The organism is Oceanobacillus luteolus (assembly GCF_042678205.1).
GTDB classification, from domain to species: domain Bacteria; phylum Bacillota; class Bacilli; order Bacillales; family Amphibacillaceae; genus Oceanobacillus; species Oceanobacillus luteolus.
In genome coordinates this window covers 1-781 of the sequence record NZ_JBHUDE010000062.1, presented here as the reverse complement: position 1 = coordinate 781, position 781 = coordinate 1, and the positions used below count along the sequence as shown (strand labels likewise).

The window sequence follows — 781 nt, the reverse complement described above, 5'->3', positions numbered from 1 at the left end:
TGTAACTGCTAAACTATAATAGACAGTTATTGCTAAATAAGAATGAACACTTTCTATGGGGATAGGCATGTAAAAGGATGTTGCCCCGTAGGGGCGACAGCCTTTTACATGCTCGGCGAATTATGTCAGTCCCCTCATTATCAAACGCTCCTTCTCCTGTATAATATTTAATTATATTATACGTTAGTGGGGGTACGTGGAAGGTGGAAAAGTGGGAAATGTACATGGAAATTCATCAATTAAAAAAACAAGGATTTAAAGTAAGGGGTATAGCTAGAAAACTAGGTATTTCACGAACAACAGTATATAAATATCTTCGAAAATCACCGGAGGAAATGAGTGTATGGATGGCTTCAACAAAGTCTCGAATGAAGAAGCTAGATCCGTATGAAATGGTTATCCATACATGGTTAACAGAACATCCAGATTTATCTGCAGCTCAAGTTCATGATTGGCTACTCGAAAGATATGAAGATCTACAAGTCGCTGAAAGTACCGTTCGTAATTATGTAAAGGAATTACGTGAAAAGTATTCCATTCCAAAAACAAAAGAAAAACGGGTATACCAAGCAGTTCCAGAACTTCCAATGGGACAGCAAGCACAAGTAGATTTTGGACAAACACAACAGAAAAAGCGGGATGGAAAGAAAGTAACGCTGAACTTTATTAGCTTTGTGCTTTCGCACTCTCGTTATAAGTATGTGGAGTGGTTAGACCGCCCTTTTACAACGAGGGATATGATTCAAGCTCATGAGAATGCATTTGAATACTTCGGCGGAAT

The 781-nt window shown here is 38.4% G+C and carries 1 protein-coding gene; it reads left to right on the top strand.

Translation table 11 applies throughout. The features are described from left to right. Positions 1–218 precede the first annotated feature (218 nt). Positions 219–781: helix-turn-helix domain-containing protein (locus ACFSBH_RS12115; RefSeq protein ID WP_379597735.1), on the top strand; the 563-nt coding region annotated here is incomplete at its 3' end.